The 19357-nt window shown below is 47.6% G+C and carries 12 protein-coding genes; 10 read left to right on the top strand and 2 right to left on the bottom strand.

The annotated features are described in order from the left end of the window. From F4V51_RS10490 to F4V51_RS10515, 6 genes are all read left to right on the top strand, one after another. Window positions 1-714: an HD domain-containing protein gene (locus F4V51_RS10490; protein ID WP_236146735.1), complete on the top strand. Its 714-nt coding sequence runs from the start codon at window positions 1-3 to the stop codon at window positions 712-714. A gap of 362 nt (window positions 715-1076) precedes the next feature. Beyond that, complete coding sequence (locus F4V51_RS10495) at window positions 1077-2141, top strand: FUSC family protein (protein WP_153977919.1); 1065 nt, start codon at window positions 1077-1079, stop codon at window positions 2139-2141. Between the two features lie 132 nt (window positions 2142-2273). After that, entirely contained in the window at window positions 2274-2735 is a 462-nt protein-coding gene (locus F4V51_RS10500; protein WP_153977920.1) for a pyridoxamine 5'-phosphate oxidase family protein, read from the top strand. Between the two features lie 291 nt (window positions 2736-3026). Next, on the top strand, window positions 3027-5402 hold the full coding sequence (gene helD / locus F4V51_RS10505) for an RNA polymerase recycling motor HelD (protein WP_153977921.1): 2376 nt from the start codon (window positions 3027-3029) through the stop codon (window positions 5400-5402). A gap of 277 nt (window positions 5403-5679) precedes the next feature. After that, on the top strand, window positions 5680-7536 hold the full coding sequence (gene ade, locus F4V51_RS10510) for an adenine deaminase (RefSeq protein ID WP_153977922.1): 1857 nt from the start codon (window positions 5680-5682) through the stop codon (window positions 7534-7536). Window positions 7537-7973: 437 nt separating this feature from the next. After that, window positions 7974-8894: a hypothetical protein gene (locus F4V51_RS10515; RefSeq protein WP_153977923.1), complete on the top strand. Its 921-nt coding sequence runs from the start codon at window positions 7974-7976 to the stop codon at window positions 8892-8894. Between the two features lie 68 nt (window positions 8895-8962). Here F4V51_RS10515 and F4V51_RS10520 read toward each other — a convergent pair whose 3' ends face one another. Continuing rightward, the gene (locus tag F4V51_RS10520; protein ID WP_153977924.1) at window positions 8963-9877 is read right to left on the bottom strand and encodes a helix-turn-helix domain-containing protein; all 915 of its coding nucleotides are present in this window, start codon (window positions 9875-9877) and stop codon (window positions 8963-8965) included. Window positions 9878-10051: 174 nt separating this feature from the next. Between F4V51_RS10520 and yicI the strand changes: the two genes are divergently transcribed. The 4 genes from yicI to F4V51_RS10540 all read left to right on the top strand — a co-directional run bounded on the left by yicI (window position 10052) and on the right by F4V51_RS10540 (window position 17962). Continuing rightward, on the top strand, window positions 10052-12370 hold the full coding sequence (gene yicI, locus F4V51_RS10525) for an alpha-xylosidase (RefSeq protein WP_153977925.1): 2319 nt from the start codon (window positions 10052-10054) through the stop codon (window positions 12368-12370). A gap of 137 nt (window positions 12371-12507) precedes the next feature. Continuing rightward, the gene (locus tag F4V51_RS10530) at window positions 12508-13533 is read left to right on the top strand and encodes a phosphotransferase family protein (RefSeq protein ID WP_153977926.1); all 1026 of its coding nucleotides are present in this window, start codon (window positions 12508-12510) and stop codon (window positions 13531-13533) included. A 15-nt stretch (window positions 13534-13548) separates the two neighbouring features. Continuing rightward, a complete protein-coding gene (locus F4V51_RS10535) occupies window positions 13549-16476 on the top strand; it encodes a glycoside hydrolase family 3 C-terminal domain-containing protein (RefSeq protein WP_153977927.1) in 2928 nt (975 codons plus the stop codon). Between the two features lie 187 nt (window positions 16477-16663). Continuing rightward, entirely contained in the window at window positions 16664-17962 is a 1299-nt protein-coding gene (locus tag F4V51_RS10540; protein ID WP_153977928.1) for a bacillibactin exporter BcbE, read from the top strand. Window positions 17963-18045: 83 nt separating this feature from the next. Here the strand turns inward: F4V51_RS10540 and F4V51_RS10545 are convergent, their stop codons facing one another. Next, complete coding sequence (locus tag F4V51_RS10545) at window positions 18046-19341, bottom strand: MFS transporter (RefSeq protein ID WP_153977929.1); 1296 nt, start codon at window positions 19339-19341, stop codon at window positions 18046-18048. Window positions 19342-19357: the final 16 nt, after the last annotated feature.

Below are 19357 nucleotides of genomic sequence, written 5' to 3' on the forward strand. Positions count from 1 at the left end.
GTGGACGACAATTCCAGTCAGACAATGAATATATCCGGACATCCTGAGCATGCAGATGGTACATCTGCCGGCGAGGCTATCCTTGGTGCCGCACGCGCCTTTGTCCAAGGGGATGCCGGGAAGCACACGGACGGTCATGATTGGCCGCATATTGAACGAGTTACGGCGCTTGCTGTTGAGTTAGCCCATCGAATGGGAGCAGATCCATTTGTATGTGAGCTGGCTGCACTGCTGCATGATGTGTCGGATGAGAAGCTGAACGAAAGCCTGGAAGCGGGGATGAACAAGCTGAACGACTGGCTGGACCAGCAGCAGCTTGAGCCAGGCACCCGGGAAGCTGTGGTTAACATCATCAGTACAATCTCCTATGCGGGAGGGCAGCGCCCTGCTGTATCTTCGCTGGAAGCGCAGGTTGTGCAGGATGCCGACCGGTTGGATGCAATGGGGGCCATAGGTATCGCACGCACGTTTGCTTTTGCAGGTGCGCGAGGCCGTGAAATGTATGATCCATCCCTTCCGCCGAGGGAGCATATGACCCGGGAGGAATATCGGAATGGACGTAGCACGACAATTAATCACTTTTACGAGAAGCTGTTTAAACTGAAGGAGCTCATGAATACATCCTATGGCAAGGAACTGGCCGAGCAGCGCCATGTGTTTATGGTAGAGTTCGTGGAGCAGTTCAAGCGGGAGTGGGAAGGGACAGATCGTTAAGCGCCCTTGTACATGGTGAGCGATAACCAAAGCAATATACTAGCAAACTTTTGGCGGTGGTAAATACCACATTCCAAAGGTTTGCTTTTTTTTGCAAGAAAACAGGTTATATAATCTTGTGAAATAAACATTATGAGGAATCACATGGTAACCACACAGCGTCCATGGTAAAATAAGTCGTTCTGATAAAAATTATGTTGAAGTTACATGGCTACGGAACATTAAAAGGAGCTGCTGTTATCGTTAATGGATGAAAAAGTGGAGTATTGGATCAAAATAATTCAACAAAAAAAGAAATACGGGGTAATAATGATTATTAATGGTTTCGTTCAAAATGAGAGTACAGGTAAGGAGGGGTTACCGTGTCGTTTGGAGCACGCGTGCTTAAGACAGGAATTGCGGTAACGCTTGCTCTGTACCTGAGCATGTTCTTGAATCCGCAGTCACCGGTACCGGCTGCCATAGCTGCCATCTTCGCGATGCAGCCATCAATCTATCGTTCCTGGAAGTATTTCCTGGATCAATTGCAGACAACGACGCTTGGAGCCATTGTTGCCCTCTTGGGCGGTATGGTATTGTCCAATGAGCCAATCGCAGTGGGATTGATCATTGTGCTTGTTATTATGATTTGTCTTAAATTGAATATGGGTGAGACCGTAGGGCTGACTCTGGTTACCGTCGTTTCCATTATGGAAGCTTCAGGTGACTGGCATTTTGCATTGAACCGGTTCCTGCTGACGCTTGTTGGTATTGTATCTGCGTTTCTTATTAATATTACGGTATTCCCGCCTAAACCCAAGGTGCAGTTTGTGAAGCAGATCCAGAATGTGTTCAACAGCATGTCCCTGCTGTTACGTACGTCCATCTCGGATGAGATCAAGGAAGTTGTTTTCAGGGATGAGAAGGGCAGTCTGGGTGGTTCCATCAAATCGCTCTCGGACAAGTACAATTTGTTTGAGGAAGAACAGAAGAAAATGAAGCGTTCCAAATTCAGCGAGACGCGGCAGATGGTTGTATATAAACAAATGCTGCTGAGCCTGCAAAAAGGGTATGACGTGCTGGATTCCGTGGAGCGGCATTATTTCCAGGCGCAGCGAACGCCGGAAATGGATCAGTTTTTTGATACACATCTTGAATTGGTCATTAAATTCCACGAGCATGCCCTGCTCAAATTCGAGGATAAGTTGAAGCCGAATGGGGAAGAGGCAGCGCAGTTCATATTGGATAATGATCGGTTCATGGAACAAGCCATATCCCAGTTTGATATGGATCAGGAAGGCATGCTGAGACTATCTATCGTTGCTGCAGCAATATACGATTACGGATATCAGCTGGAACGACTCAATAGGCTTGCTGAACATGTGCATAGCTCGACGGAAGACAACGAGTCACAGGATAAAATGCTGAACTGGCTTAAGTGGCCTTAACAGCAATTGCACACAGGCTTCTCCATCAGATACAATAGAAATACAACGTGCAGCCCGGACAACTGTGTCCGGGTTGTTTTGTATACATAACCAAGGGATGAAGGTCATCTCAATGAACCGAGGGAGAATAATATGAACGATAAACATCTTAATACAGCATTTGTTGAATGGCTGAGTGGAGATCAATTGGAAGAGAAACAGCATGATGCCATGCAGCTGCTAACCGTCTCAGAGGATGGATGGCCGCATCAGGCCATGATTAGTGTGGGTGAGATTATTGCTATGAACCCAAATACACTTAGACTCGCATTATGGTCAGGGACACAAACAAGTATGAATATGAACAGAACAGGCAAGGCTACCTTGATTGCCGTACATGAGCATAAGTTGATGTATGTGCGCTTGGAGATCAGGGCTCTTCCTCCGTTGAAGGAAGCCGTTCATCCTAGAGATCGGTATGAGGCTCAAGTAGCAGGCGTACGCGTGGATCATGCTCCGTATGCTGATATCACAACAGGAATCACGTTTCAACTAAAAGACGAAGCAGCATCCATATCAAGATGGAAAGAGACCATTGCAGAATTGCGTCAATAGAAGACAAACCATATCTATATTCATCATTTCAAGGGTAATAATAAAGAGGTCTATTTGGAACGAGGCCCTTCGTATATACGGTTAGTAATTTAAGGGTAGAAACAACAAAATACGCCTCCGCTTGCATCGGGACGCTGTCACTGGTACAATAAAAAATGGTTTTCAGAAAATTAGAACTAATTAACATAAAATTAAAATGTTTACTTTCTAATTAATTATACCATAGCCTTTTCGGGCTTGTCAAATGGGCTTTTGAGGACACAATCCGGGGAAAGAGGGGCGTATTAACATATGAGTACTGACCAGCAATGGAGCGAGGAGCAGCGGAGAGTAGACATCGTAACCGATCAGATCGAGCGGAAAATAACCGACCTTGAAAAGGAGGTAGGTTCCTTCCGGGATGAAGTTGTGGAAATGAGAAAGGACTTCTGGGATGAAGTCACCATGAACTTCAGTGAGGCGGATGATGTTGGGGAAACATCCACCAGCATGCGGCAGCAATCGCAGGTCCTGTCGGATCGGGAACGCAGTCATCTGAATACGGCAGCAGCGCTGGATAAAATGAAACGACTGCATCACTCGCCCTATTTTGGACGTATCGATTTTAAGGAAGACGGTTATCCGCAAGCAGAGCGGATTTATCTGGGTATTGCTTCACTGCTGGATGAGAAGGAAGAATCCTTCCTGGTCTACGACTGGCGAGCGCCGATATCCAATCTGTATTACGATGGTGCCCCCGGACCAATTACTTACCATACACCAAGCGGGGAAATCAGTGGCGATATCGAAATGAAACGACAGTTTGTCATTCGGGATGGTCGTATCCGTTTTATGTTCGATACTGGGGTTACCATTGGAGATGAACTTCTTCAGGCAGTGCTGAGCCGTACATCGGATGCGCAAATGAAAAGCATTGTGGCGACCATTCAAAAGGAACAAAACCGAATTATCCGCAATGACCGTACACGTATGCTGATTGTGCAGGGAGCAGCCGGCAGCGGCAAAACGTCAGCTGCACTGCAGCGTGTAGCCTATCTTCTATACAAGTATCGCGAGCATTTGCAGGCCGATCAGATGGTACTCTTTTCGCCGAATCCGATGTTCAACAGTTACGTATCCACGGTACTGCCTGAGCTAGGGGAAGAAAATATGCTGCAAACGACGTTTCAGGAGTACCTGGAACGCAGGCTTGGCCGCGAATATCAGCTGGAGGATCCATTCATTCAGCTTGAATACGTCCTCTCCAATATGGAGGATCCAGGATACACGGCGCGTATGTCAGGCATTCGCTTCAAGTCTTCCGAAGCCTTCCTGAAAGTGATTACGCGATTCAAGGACAGCCTGATGTCGGAAGGCATGAAATTCAAACCGGTGCGGTTCCAGGGACAGGCGGTTGTCACAGCGGAGGCGATGGCTGAGAAATTCTACAGCTTCGGATCATCCGTGAAGCTGGTAAATCGTCTGGAAATGCTTCGGGACTGGATGCTGAAGGAATTGTCGGCCTTTGGCAAAAGTGAATTGGAAGCACCTTGGGTTGATCAGCAGCTGGATCTGATGGAACCGGAAGATCTGCAGCGTGCTTATCAGCGGCTGAAGCGCAAACAAAAGGGGAAAGTGGATACCTTCGATGATTTTGCACAGGAACGGGAGATCCTGGCCCGCATGGTGGTTAGTGATCGGCTCAAGCCATTGCGGAAGTGGATCAAATCGCTGCGATTCGTGGATATTCGCCAGTTGTATGCGCATCTGTTCCAGGACCAGGCACAGATGATTCGACTGCTGGAAGGCGAGGCACTGCCTGCCCACTGGGATGAAATCTGCAGCATGACTCTTCGCCGAATGAAAGTACAGGAACTGGCGTATGAGGACATTACACCTTATCTGTATTTGCGGGAGCTGCTGCTTGGGTTCCATATCAACTCAAATATAAGACATGTGATTATTGACGAGGCCCAGGATTATTCTGCGTTTCAGCTGGCTTTCATGAAAAGACTGTTTCCACGGGCGAAAATAACGGCCTTGGGTGATTTTAATCAGGCGATCTATGCCCATTCTTCAGTACTTCGTGGTACTGGACCACTAACAAACCTGTATGGACCAGAGAATACGGAAGTGATCGAACTCACGCGGAGCTACCGTTCAACACAGGAGATTGTGGAGTTTACAAGGGGGATGGTTCCCGGTGGGGAAGAGATCATTCCGTTCAATCGCAGCGGCGAGAAGCCGGCAGTCATTGTGTCATCCAATACGGAGGAGCATATGAAGAAGATTGCAGCGGATCTTAGTCATCTCATTCAGGAAGAATATGAATCAGTTGCGGTAATCTGTAAGACGGCGGAAGAGAGCAAGGAAGTTCATGAGGCGTTAAGCCGCGTACTGCCTGCTGCGCCGAAATTGATCAAGAAGACAACACTTGCCTTCGAACGGGGTGTGCATGTCATACCGGCATACCTTGCAAAAGGGGTGGAGTTTGATGCGGTGCTGATCTATGACGGGTCAGCAGAACAATATGCGCAGGAGCACGAGCGCAAACTGTTCTATACGGCGTGTACCCGAGCGATGCACCTGCTCCATGTGTACAGCCTTGGTAAACCAAGTCCGTTCATAACCTCACAGCCGCAGCAATTATATGACATTAATCATGTATCTGCGGCTCAAACAGATTAAACAAGGTGATCCTTCTATATGAGAAGACTTCCGTTCCCTAGAACGGGAGTCTTTCTTGTAGGGTAAGGTTTTGACTATGATAAACGGAATGGAAGAGCTGGTCTGGATAACTATTCCTGACATGAGAATGAATGTGTTTAGTTTGATGGATAATTATGGAGCTTGAATTTGTACTCATGCACAATTGGTGGGAATTTTCTTTACACATGCCGTGCGGACTCATATAATCGTAACAATATATTTTTTTGGATCGTTAATGAATGAAGGAGGCGATGGCATGAACAAACCATCTTTTGAACGGCCATTAATGGCAGATTGTGTGCCTGATCTGGTAGCAACAGCGCGAGGAGATATGAAGGCAACATTAGTCATTCGGGGAGGGACGCTGGTTAATGTCATCTCGGGTGAAATTTTGCCGGATATGTCCGTTGCGGTGCAGGGAGCTCGTATTGCCTATGTTGGCAAAGATGTGAGTCATACCATCGGAGAACATACACGCATTATTGAAGCAGAAGGGAAATACATTGCTCCAGGATTACTGGACGGACATTGCCACATCGAGAGCACGCAGATGAAGGTGACGGAGTTTGCGAGAGCCGTACTGCCTTCCGGTACAACCGGTGGTTTTTTTGACCCGCATGAGATTTCCAACGTACTTGGACTCAAGGGTCTGCGGCTTATGCTGGATGAAGCGAGAACCACGCCGCTCGCAGCCTATATGCAGGTGGCTTCCTGTGTGCCTTCAACACATCCTGGTTTGGAGACGACAGGAGCTTATATCGGGCCTGAGGAAGTGGCTGAGGCCCTCTCCTGGGGCCCTGACATGATTGGGCTTGGTGAGGTCATGAACTTCCCGGGTGTCGTATACGGGGATGAAACGATGATTGGAGAAATTCAGGCTACGCTGCGGGCCGGCAAGGTGGCGGACGGTCACTTTACCTGGGCAGCGGATGACTGGCGTTTACCTGTTTATGCGGCAAGCGGTGTGACTGGAGATCATGAATGTGTGACGAAGGAAGATGTCGTGGAGCGTCTGAGACTTGGCATGTATGCCAAAATGCGTCAGGGATCAGCTTGGCATGACGTGGCAGAAACCATCAAAGCCTGTACCGAACTCGGGCTGGATACCCGCCGAATGATGCTGGTGACCGATGATCGGAGTTCCGAATCGCTTCTCAAAGAAGGACACATGGACTTCGTCGTCCGACTGGCCATCTCGCAGGGTGTCAAACCCGTGACTGCCTTCCAAATGGCAACGATAAACACAGCTGAACGTTTCGGTGTGGCTCGTGATATTGGGGCCGTTATCCCGGGCAATATAGCTGATATTATCTTACTGGATGGCCGACTGGCAGATGTGCGTGTGGGCATGACAATTGCTGCCGGGCATGTTGTCGCAGAGAAGGGGAAGATGACGGCTGTCTGGGATAGCTTCACTTATCCGGAAGAAGCGTTGAATACGGTGAAGCTGGAAGCTAATATTCAGCCAAAAGATATGGAACTGCCAGCACCGATTGCCGAGGGAGCCATTGGGGCCAAAATCATTCATGTGACTGAAAACCATGTGGATACCAAAGAGAAGCATGTTCCTGTAACGGTGCAAAACGGTAAGGTAGCTGTGTCCACGACGGGGGATATCTGCAAAATCGCAGTACTGGAACGGCATAAGCAAACCGGAAACAAGGCAGTTGCACTTGTCGGCGGCATTGGATTCACACGCCCTTCAGCCATTGCCATGACCGTAGCTCATGACAGTCACAATCTTCTCATTATCGGTAACGATGATGCCTTGATGGCGGAGGCAGGTAATCGGGTAATCCGCATGCAAGGCGGGGTTACCGTAATTACGGACGAAGGTGCAACCGAGTTTCCGCTTCGGATCGCAGGATTAATGTCCACCGAGCCCTTTGAAGAAGTTGCTGCACAATCTGCTGCAATCAGCGAAGCACTGCAATCGGCAGGCTGTACTCTGAATAATGCCTTCATGACACTTTCCCTGCTTGCTCTGGTCGTTATTCCCGAGCTGCGTTTGTCCGATAAGGGGTTAGTACGGATCTCGGCAGAGGGAATTGAACTGGTGACGCTATTCGACGAGACAACGGAAAGCAGTCCAATTACGCCTGCCGGGACATAAAATGAAAGCATGTTCTCTTATACTGGCGAGTTTGTAAGAACGTGATGAACAGAAATGACCACATATAGATGGATGTATGTTTCTATGTAAGATGGAAGTCGCCTTTATGGCGGCTTTTTTTGTTTCTTTTAGAGAAAACGCTTATAGGTCTTCTGTTGGTCATTCATATATGGCAATAACGACAGAAGTTGTGGAAATTTTCTGTGTAAATTAAAATATTTTTAATAAATGAGACTTAAGAACTATGAATACAGAAGTGTGAATTCCCGAAATAATCTTATATGATCCTTTCGTCGTAAGTCTAGAAGATGATATTGCATATGAAAGCAAATGCATAAACGAATTGTTTATCTGTTTCATAAAATGAAGGGTAAAACGACAAACATTCTTCCGGATTACGACGATGGAGCGGTAAATTACAAGGGGAGTGTACAAATATGCAAAACAAGCGGGGGTTTCATTTTATTAAAATCATCAGCTGTCTGGTCCTGATTGCGGGTGTCACATTCTCATCCAAGACCATTGCACAGGGTTCTGTAGAAAGTTATGAATCGATCCATGGGAACGTGGAAGGGCCGATTAGAGCGACTTGGGTATGGGATACAACTCAGATTGAGAAGAATCCGCAAGAGGTACTGAAATTTGCCGTAGATCACGATATCAACACGATCTATCTGCAGATCAATCGCGATGTGAAGATACCTTACTATACAGATTTCATTCGTAAGGCCAGAGCTTATAATATCGCTGTCGATGTAATGGATGGAAGAGCGGCTTGGGGGCTAACCGAAAGCAGAGGTCAGATTGCAAGTTTCCTTGACTGGATTGAAGCCTATCAGGATTCCGTAGAGCCCAACGAGAAATTTGCCGGGATTCATCTTGATATTGAACCGCATGTGCATCCGGAGTGGAAAACGAATCAGGCCAGCGTCATTACCCAGTGGCAAGGGAATGTTCAATACATCGTTGACCGCGCTGCCCTGATGAATATGCCTGTGGCAGCAGATTTGCCTTTCTGGCTGGATAATTACAAGATTCCGGGTTCAACGATGGCTGTGAGCAGCTGGATGATCCGCCAATTTGATTCGATCACAATTATGGCATACCGCGATACGGCTGCAGCCATCTATAACGTGGCCAAAGACGAGCTTGCTGAGGCTTCCCAGTTGGGCAAAACGATCTCGATTGCCGTAGAGACGAAGCAGAGCAAGGAAGGTGAATTCATTACATTTTATGAAGAAGGTGCAGTGTACATGGAATCTCAACTGAAGCAGGTGGAGAAGTTGGCGGCAGAGCACTCCTCATTTAAGGGATTCTCTATTCATGAATACACTTCCTGGAAAACGCTGAAAGAATAATGCGCTACTAGGCATAGTAAAAAATAAAAGGTGCTTGCAGCTTAATCGCTGTAGGCACCTTTTTTGCTTCATATAAGTGCAGGCTCCATAGCCACCTTTTCATAAAACATTTTCCGATACTGCGAGGGGGTTGTATTTTTGTGTTTTTTGAATGTGGTGATGAAGTAGCTCAGATGTTCAAAGCCAACATCCATGGCAATATCCACGATTTTGTGATCCGTGTTCTCGAGCTGGTAACAGGCCTGCTGTACACGGTAATAGTTAATATAGTCGACAGGACTTTTCTGTACCATCTGCTTGAAAAAACGACAAAAGTGTCCTTCACTCATATTGGCCTCATCGGCCAGCTCTTTCAGCTTCAGCTGCTCAGGGTAGCGCTTGTGAATGTAGCCGAGGACTGATTTGAGCCGCTCCACTTTGTCATGGCTGCCTGTTGGGACAGTTCCTTTCACAGCGGCAGGGCGCATGTGTTCAAACATACGGGCGAAAATGAGATACAGGTAGGCTTTGGTTGTCATCTCACAGGTTTCAGAACCATTAGCATGATCCGCAAAAATATGCTGGAGATGCAGCAGGATCTCACGCCCCCAGTCATCCTCCGGCTTCATATGAAATGGAGGAATAAGTGTCTTATGAACGAGCGGTCTGATAAACTTCTCCTGCACGGCATCGAAGGTACGGCTGCCCAGCAGCTCCGGACTGAACACGATGGAGGAAAACACGCAGGGAAGGTCGCTTTTCAGATAGCCTGCATGAATTTCACCCCGGTTCACAAAAATCGCCTCACCCGCTTTCACCTCCACAGTATTCATGTCAATCTGGAACACAGCACTGCCTTGAGTCACCATCGTAAATTCCATCTCATCGTGCCAGTGACAATCCAGAATGCTGTCTCCATTAAGCTGTTCAATATCCGGATAAACACTGACGGGATACATCGCATTACCGTGGATTCGGTCCTCCCGTAATCGTTCGCGTTCCATAGAAGGTCCTCCTTTAGGGTATCATTATTAATGTAATCGTTTCCATAGATTGGTGATCTTGCTTGAGAATCGGATATAAAATATCAAAATCGTGATATATTTGGTCAAAATATCGGAAGAAAACCAGGTTTAATATCAATATTATTATAGTATAACCGAAGGGGGAAAGAAAACATGAAATTTACTGATGGATTCTGGATGACTCGTGAAGGATACCACATTCAAAACCCGACTGACATTCGTGATATTGTGCAAAAAGGGGATTCGTTGACCGTATATGCGGCAACTAAATATATTCGTACCAAAGGGGACACGTTGAACGGTACCTTGCTGAAAGCAACGTACAGCTCACCTATGCCTAACGTTATTCGTGTAACTTTGAATCACCATAAAGGAAGAGTAAAAAAGAGTCCAGAGTTTGAACTCAACTATCAAGATGTGAATGTTGACATCACGCAAAATGAACAAGGAGCTGTTTTGAAAAGCGGCAATCTTGAAGTTCAAATCGACAAAACCAAAGGCTGGGACGTCAGCTTCCTGTATGAAGGAAAACGGATTACGGGCAGCGGTCAGAGAGCGGCTGGTTATATTACAGGTCCAAGCAAAGAAGCATACTTCCGCGAGCAGCTTGATCTTGGCGTGGGTGAATACGTTTACGGTCTGGGCGAGCGCTTCACACCATTTGTTAAGAATGGTCAAGTGGTTGACACGTGGAATGAAGACGGCGGTACAAGCAGCGAGCAGTCCTATAAGAACATTCCTTTCTATTTGTCCAGTAAAGGATATGGTGTATTTGTAAACCATCCTGAACGCGTATCCTATGAAATTGCATCTGAAAATGTATCTAAAGTGCAGTTCAGCGTAGAAGGCGAGACGTTGGAATACTTCATTATCGGCGGTGCCAATCCGAAGGATGTACTTGATAACTATACAAAATTGACAGGTAAACCAGCCCTTCCACCGGCATGGACGTTTGGTCTGTGGCTGACAACATCATTTACAACCGATTATGATGAAGCAACCGTTAACCATTTTGTGGACGGCATGGCTGAACGTGATCTTCCACTTTCCGTATTCCACTTTGACTGCTTCTGGATGAAGGAATACCAATGGTCTGATTTCGTATGGGATGAAGCGATGTTCCCGGATCCGGAAGGCATGATTCGTCGTTTGAAAGACAAAGGCCTTAAAATCTGTGCTTGGATCAACCCATATATTGCAGAAAAGTCCTACTTGTTCGATGAAGGTATGGAGAACGGTTATCTGGTAAAAACAGCTGATGGCAGCGTGTGGCAGTGGGATATGTGGCAAGCAGGTATGGCTCTGGTTGATTTCACGAATCCGGATGCTGTTAAGTGGTATAAGAGCAAGCTGGAAGTACTGCTTGATCAAGGTGTAGATTCATTCAAGACAGACTTCGGCGAAAGAATTCCGACGGATGTTGTCTACTTTGACGGCTCTGATCCGGTTAAAATGCATAACTACTATACACATCTCTATAACAAAGCTGTATTTGAATTGCTTGAAGAGAAAATTGGCAAGAACGAAGCTGCCCTGTTTGCCCGCTCGGCAACAGCAGGTGGTCAACAGTTCCCGGTTCACTGGGGCGGAGACTGCTCTTCTACTTATGAATCCATGGCTGAATCGCTTCGCGGCGGTCTGTCACTCGGACTATCCGGCTTCGGCTTCTGGAGTCATGATATCAGCGGATTTGAAAATACAGCAACACCTGACGTATACAAACGCTGGGTACAATTCGGTCTGTTGTCTTCCCACAGCCGTCTACACGGAAGTACTTCGTATCGTGTGCCTTGGCTGTTTGACGAGGAATCCGTGGACGTTGTTCGTGACTTCACCAAACTTAAAAACAGCCTGATGCCTTACCTCTATAATTCTGCTCAGGAATCGACGGTGAAAGGTATCCCGATGATGCGCGCCATGGTGCTGGACTTCCCAGAGGATCCTGCAACATACAGCCTGGATACGCAGTACATGTTCGGGGATTCGATTCTTGTAGCGCCGATCTTCAATAAGGAAGGCGATGTAACTTACTACTTGCCAGAAGGAACATGGACAAACTTCCTGACAGGCAACAAAGTACAAGGCGGGCGTTTCGTACGTGAGAATCACAACTTCCGTACATTGCCAATGATGATCAAACCAAACAGCTTGATTGCAGTGGGTGCAACCAACAGCAAACCGGATTATGATTTTGCAAATGAAGTTTCCCTGCACTTGTTCGAGCTCGCCGATGGCAACACGGCTCAAGCGGTTGTTGTGAACCAACAGGCTGAGCAGGAGCTGGTTGTGAACGTAACTCGTAATGGATCTGTTCTGGAGGTACGTGCTGAAGGTGCAGGCAAGCCATGGAATGTGGTACTTCGCGGCATCGAAAGTGTATCCAGTGTTGAAGGTGGATCTCAGACAGCTGGAGAACAAGGCATCGTAGTAACTGCAGCAGCAGGCGTAAGCTCGCTCACGATTCAATTGTAATTAGCAAGCATGACTCAGAGAACGGTACCACAGGGTGCCGTTCTGTTTGTCTACAGCGGAAGCAGGCAGAAGTAGCTGCAGCCAGCAGGTCATTGTATGATTGGGGATAGACAGCAATAGATAGGAGATTGAAGAAATTGAGTACCATTACTACAGGCTTACACCAGGCTATTCCAACCGAGATGTTATATCAATTGGTGGAGAAGGATTTTGGAACCGCTACCAAAGTGAAAGAGTACTCCCTCTTGCAGGGTGGGCTTTTCAATACAACTTACCGGATACTGCTGGAGCATGCAGCTTATTCGGATGTGATTTTGCGTTTGGCCCCAGAAGGAATAGATTCGCAAGCGGAGAAGGCCAGTGATCCGTTGTTTTCCTTTGAACGCACGATGATGACAGCTGAACCGGTTGTTTATGATTATTATCAGAAGGCAGGCATTCCGGCTCCCCATGTCATTGTGTGTGATAATAGCGGCTCGGTCATACCGAGAACCTATATGTTTATGGAGTTTATTCCTAGCAAGCAGCTGAATCACCCGTCGATCTCGTTACCCGAGAAGGATAAGCTCTACCGCGAGCTGGGCAAATATACTGCCGCCATGCATCGGATTCAGGGTGAATCCTTCGGCTGGCCACAAGGAGACGGCACCATCCGAGGATCGGATCGCTGGTCCGAGGTACTGATGGCTTTTGCTGAAGAAACAGCGTCAAAGGCCGAGCAGGTTGGATATATGCCAGGTGCCCGCGAACAGATTACGAGCATGTTCCGGGATCACAGCGCATTATTTGATGAGGTGACCGTTCCCGTACTTGTCCATAACGATCTGTGGGAAGCAAACGTGTTGATACATGAAGATAAGGACGAGAAGGATACTTTGAACATTGCGGCTATCATAGATGGAGATCGGTCCATGTTTGCCGACAGGGAGTTTGAAGCCATTCTGTCCACAGCGCAGCCTGCATTTCACGAGGGTTACGGTCAAGCGCTGGATATGTCTGATCAGGGACTGGCACGCCGGCTGGCCTATAGAATATTGTCCTCTTATTTTAATGCTTATGTCCATGAATATCAGGTTGATCAGCCGCATGACGGAGAGAAGTTTCGTCAACGTACGTTGGAACTCATGGAACAATGGAAGATGATGATGGAACCATACCAATAACTAGGAGGCGTTAGTATGAAGGAATATGAACAATACCCCATGTGGGATGCAGGTTTGCCACTCGAACAGAGACTCGATGATCTGATTAAACGTTTGACAATAGAAGAGAAGATCAGCCTGATTCCTACACGCGAAGCAGCTGTCCCGCGGCTGGGGATTCCTGCATACAACGTTGGAGGAGAAGCGGCCCATGGGGTGGCTTGGAAAGGGGAAGCGACCGTTTTTCCACAGCCTCTCGGACTCTCAAGCACATGGAATACAGCACTCATGCATGAAATAGGTTCAGTCATTGGGGATGAGGCCAGAGCCTACCACCATCGCGAACCTGAACGCCACGGCTTGACCCTGTGGGCACCCACCGTTGATCTGGAGCGTGACCCGCGTTGGGGAAGAACGGAAGAAGGGTATGGTGAAGACCCGTTACTCACAGGGGAGATGTCGGCAGCTCTTGTGCAGGGCATGCAGGGGAATCATTCATTTTATTTGAAAATGGTAGCTACGCTGAAACACTTTTTCGCCAACAATAACGAGAAGGACCGGCTGAATTGTTCATCCAGCATAGATCCGCGAAATTTGCGCGAGTACTATCTTAAGGCATTCGAGACACCGTTTGTTGAAGGTGGTGCCTTGTCCATGATGACAGCCTATAATTCCATCAACGGTACCCCTGCAATAGAAAGTCCATTTGTGAACGACGTGGTTAAGGGCGAATGGGCTATGCCCGGTTTTATCGTATGTGACGGAGGAGACCTCTCTCAAACCGTAAACTATCATGGATACCATGCGACGCATGCGGAATCTGCGGCAGGTGCCTTGAAGGCAGGTGTGGATTGTCTGACCGATGAAGTGGATCTAGTGGTAGCTGCATTGCAGGAGGCCCTTGATCGAGACTTGCTGAAGGAAGAGGATTTGGATCGGGCTATTCGCAACATTTTTGGTGTTCGTATGCGTCTTGGACAATTGGACCGCTCGGGTCTTAATCCATACGCGTCTATACCGGAGTCTGTCCTGTGTGCGCCGGAGCATGCCAAATTAAGTTATCGAGCTGCGTTAGAGTCCATAGTATTGTTAAAAAACGACGGGGTGCTCCCATCTAAGCCGGATGCACTTCGCAAGGTGAGCGTCATTGGACCTCTCGCGGATGCCGTATTCACCGATTGGTATAGCGGTACGCTGCCCTATCGGATTACCATATTAGATGGTTTACGGAACCGATTGACTGATGCTGAGATCCTCTATGAAGACGGAAATGATCGTATCAGTCTCCAGACACAGGAAGGGCAGGTAGTATCCATCGGAGAGGAAGGAACTGCTGTAGCCGTTCCGGAAGGCAGTGCGGAGAAGGCTGTGTTCATTCATCAGGATTGGGGATGGGGAAGTCATACGCTGCGAAGCGTGACCAATAATCGCTATATTACATTAACCGAACAAGGCAAATATCAGGCGATTGCACCAGAGATCGGGGGATGGTTTGTTAAGGAAGTTGTGCAATTTGATCCAGAGATCGATAACAGCAGTTTATTGCGGACGTGGAATGGTCTTCCTATAGGACTTGCTGAACATCAGGGCAAGCATGTTTTGGCACCCGTTGCAGATTCATCAGAAGGTGGAGCGGCAGCATCGAAAGCAAATGAGTTGGTGATTGGAGCGAAGGAGCCAGTACGACTAGTGAAGCATGTTGAGAGTGATGGTATCAAGCGAGCAGCAGCTTCTGCAAAAGCCAGTGATCTATCTGTAGTCGTTGTTGGCAACAGTCCCTATATTAACGGCAAGGAAGAGATTGATCGGCCTGGTCTTACGCTCCCGTCTGAGCAGGTCCGTCTGGTCAAGGAGGTTTGCAAGGCCAATCCGAATACCGTAGTCGTCATTGTGGGTAGTTACCCATTTGCACTTCAGGAACTGAAGGACATAGCTCCAGCCATCGTATACTTGACCCATGCAGGACAAGAGCTTGGTCATGCGGTTGCGGATGTGCTGCTTGGCACCTATGCTCCGGCAGGCAGACTGAATATGACCTGGTATGAGGATGAGTCACAGCTTCCCGATATTATGGATTACGATATTATTAATAACGGTACGACATATATGTACCATGAGGGTCCGGTTTTGTATCCATTTGGTCATGGTTTAACTTATTCTCCATTCGAATATGATGCAATTCATGCTCAGCGGATTAAGGGAGTATCCGGAGCTGATATATTGAAAGTTGAAGTGCAGGTTCGAAATGCGGGACAGGTTGCAAATGATGAAGTAGTCCAGATCTATGGGCGTCCGCAGACATCCCGGGTAAAGCGGCCTTTGAAGCAATTAATTGGCTTTAAGCGGATCCATTTTACACCTGGCGAAGTGAAGACCGTATCCTTTGAAATTCCTGTTCAAAAGCTTGCCTTCTGGGATGTCACACGTGACCGATATTGCGTAGAGACAGCGACCTGGACCATCATGGCGGGACGCTCCTCGGAAGATATTCGCCAAACAGTCGATATGGAGATTGAAGGGGAGGTTGTACCTGCCCGTCAATTGGACTTGCCAACATTTGCAGAGAACTTTGATGAGTATGCAGGTGTGCTTCTGGACGAGTGCTTGGAAGGGCGGTCAGCCGTTCGGGCAGTTATTCCTGGAGAACCACTGTATAAGGACGATCAGCTGTCCTGGATTGCTTTCCTGAATAACGGAACACAAGGAGCACATACATTTGAAGCACGGGTAGCTGCTTTTGGAAAAGGTGGCGAGCTGCAGATACGTTCTGGAGGGCCAGATGGGGCGCTTCTTGGAACATGTCCCGTGCCTATGAATGGTTCTGAATCCACACCGGGCCAAGCACGCTCTGACATCCAGTGGACAACGGTCAAGTGTGCACTTCAACCTGAGCAGGAACTTGAGCGCTTATATATTGTGTTCCAAGGTGGCGCTGCCATTCAGCAGTTCAGATTAAAATGTTAATCATTGCTGCGGAGTGAAAATGATCTGTTTCAACACGTTTAATGATAAAAAACCGTTCCGGATGGTACAAACCGGAACGGTTTTTTATCATGCTGTAACTGAACTTTTTTACATATCCCGTATAATCAACAGGCCATCTAACCACACTAACAGTGTTGTTTTCCGATCTCGTAAAGGTGGTTAAGGCATGAAAGATAAAAAGTGGGACCTCGTCGCACTTGCTTCCATCCCGGTGATTATGACGTTGGGTAACTCCATGCTGATTCCGATCCTCCCGCAAATTGAGCGTGAACTGAAAGTTTCGTCTTTCAAGGTCAGCATGCTTATCACGGTATACGCAGTGGTTGCCATACTGCTTATTCCGATTGCAGGGTATCTGTCTGATCGGTTTGGACGTAAAGCGGTCATCATCCCCAGCCTTATCATTGCAGCAGCAGGGGGTGCGGTAGCAGGCGGAGCTGCATTAATGCTGAACGGAAGCATAGCGTATTGGACCATCCTTGGCGGAAGGCTTCTGCAAGGAATAGGCGCCGCTGGTGCTTTTCCCATCGTCATACCACTTGTTGGTGACATGTTTGACGACGAAAAGCAGGTCAGCAAAAGTTTGGGTATTATCGAAACATCCAATACGTTCGGTAAAGTCATAAGTCCCATCTTGGGTGCTGCGCTGGCCGTGTGGCTGTGGTACCTGCCGTTTATGGCCATACCGGTGCTCTGTTTGCTTTCCCTGGTACTCGTTATTTTTCTGGTAAAAACGCCGAAGAAAAAAGAGAAGCCACCGACCTTCTCGGAGTTTGTCTCATCTGTTCGTAAAGTGCTCAAAGAAAAAGGCCGCTGGTTATATTCACTTTTTGCCATCGGTGGAATTTGCATGTTTGTTATTTTTGGCGTGCTGTTTTATTTGTCGGAGACGCTGGAGTCTGAGTACCAGCTGAAAGGCGTTCTGAAAGGTCTGGTGCTTGCGATTCCGCTGGCGGCTCTGTGCTTGTCTTCTTTCCTCGCAGGTAAATGGATTGGAAAGAGCAAGGTTCGCATGAAGTGGGTGGGTTTTACGGGACTTGTGATTCTGACCGGATCTTTGATCATTATGGGGCTCTGGGATAACATCTATCTGGTGGTGGGATTGTTCACTCTGGGTAGTGTAGGGATTGGTGCCACGCTTCCATGTCTAGATGCACTCATTACTGAAGGCGTTGACAAAGCGCAGCGCGGTACGATTACAGCCTTGTTCAGCAGTATGCGCTTTATTGGCGTTTCTTTGGGGCCACCGGTCGTATCCCTTCTCCTAGGTACTTCGCATTTTGTTCTTTTTATTGTAATCGCAGCTACCGGAGCGGTAGGTGGCCTGCTCACATTATTTGCGGTTAAGCCTGAAAAAGGGAAACAGCCCAGCTCGGGGGAAGCCCCTGACAAGTTGGAACAGAATGCGGAGACACATCATGTACCTAGACGAGTACCCGTTAGGCGAAAGAAAAGTCCATTTTAAATGAACTGTGTAGACACAAAAACGCGCTTGCTGGCGAGAACATCATTCTCAACCGGCAAACGCGTTTTTTATTTTTGACGATTTTATTTTTCAGCAGATGTCGTTGAATTTGACTCTTTGGAGTCAGAATTCGTGCCCGATATATGGGTATGGGCAAGTAACGGATGGACGGTGACTGCGAAAGTTCCGCTTCGTTTACCTTGGATAAGATAGATTAGCAAGAACACAATCATGAAGATGACAGAATACCGGTACATGTCGGTGTAGCTTGTCATGGAGGCGACCGCACCAAGCAGCAGAGCACCCGTAGCAATCCCCAAATCAAGTGTATTCAAGAACATGCCATTTGCCATCCCGCGCTGGGTTGGAGCTACAATCTGAATCATCCAGGTCTGCAGTGACGATTGCATGGAACCATACCCAATGCCATAAATGAATGCTGCGACAAATAAAATCGGCATGGACGTTGCAAAAGAGAGGATAGTCAGTCCGATCGCTACAAAAATCGCTCCAGGAATAAGCAGCGCTTTGGGTCCCTTGCTGTCATACAATCTGCCTGCAAATGGTCTGACTAGCAGTACAGCTAACGCGTTGAACAAGAAAAATAAAGCAGGGTTGGCCAGGTTGGCCTCTTTGCCATATAACACAATGAATCCGACAAGTCCACCATAGGTGATGGATAACAAACAGTTCAGCACACTGGGCAGGATCAATTTTCGATTAAAAGGAATTTTCTCCTTCGTTCTGGAAACATTCGCTGTAGCCCCAGCTGAAGTTTGAGGTGCTGCTTGTGAACGTGCAGCCTTCTTACGTGTTAACGAAAAACTGAGTGGATAGATGACCACGATCACGGCTGCTGTACACAGCATAAGTGTCACGAATCCTGAACCCTGCAGCAGCGTAACCCCGATAATGGGACCCATGGACATGGCAAGACTGGTAGATAACCCGAAGTAGCCCATACCTTCTCCCATACGTTTAACCGGAATAATGTCAGAGGCCATGGTTGGGAACGCGGTACTGCTCATTCCGAAACCAACACCAAAAATCATGCGCAGCAGCAGCAGGACAGCTATGCCGGCAGCAAAATAATACCCGAGTGTAGCAAGAAGGGCTACGGACAGGCCGATGTAGATCATGGCATTGCGAAGGCCTTTTTCGAGTGCTTTGGCTGAGTATAGGCGTGCTGCAATTGCACTAAGCGCAAACAGACAGGTGAATAAGCTGACTTCAAATGCATTCGCGTGGAATCGTTCCTGTACGTAGGAAGGAAGAGGAGAAACAATCATATGCAGCTGTAGGAAAAGCAGGAAGTTACAGAGCATGAGCAAAATAAAATCGGTAGTCCAAAGTTTAACCTGTGTAGAACGGTCTTTCATATGAATTCATTCCCCC

Source organism: Paenibacillus xylanilyticus (genome assembly GCF_009664365.1).
Classification (GTDB): Bacteria; Bacillota; Bacilli; order Paenibacillales; family Paenibacillaceae; genus Paenibacillus; species Paenibacillus xylanilyticus_A.